Here is a 249-nt window from a genome sequence, read left to right as displayed (position 1 = left end):
TCTTCGGCTGTATAGGTGTAAGTTCCGTTTTTATTATCTATTAAAGTGGTTACTGTTTCATTGGCTTTTACAAGCTGTGAGATATTGATCACCTGCTTTACACCGTTGTTATCTACATAAGTGAAATTCGCCCCATCATAAAAAACGTTACCACCAGTGTTTCTAACTATATTCTCAATAATTGTTCTTACAGAATTGTCATTTGCAATGCTTTGAAAGTTTGAAATTACATTAGCCGGAACGTTGATG

1 protein-coding gene is annotated in these 249 nt (G+C 34.5%); it reads right to left on the bottom strand.

The window, feature by feature from the left end; translation table 11 throughout:
- Positions 1-249: hypothetical protein (locus tag ON09_RS23940; RefSeq protein ID WP_010603608.1), on the bottom strand; the 249-nt coding region annotated here is incomplete at both ends.

The sequence above is a fragment of the Pedobacter agri PB92 genome (assembly GCF_000258495.1).
Taxonomy (GTDB): Bacteria; Bacteroidota; Bacteroidia; order Sphingobacteriales; family Sphingobacteriaceae; genus Pedobacter; species Pedobacter agri.
Note: the sequence above shows the minus strand (reverse complement) of the source record. Positions and strands in the feature narration are given on the sequence as shown.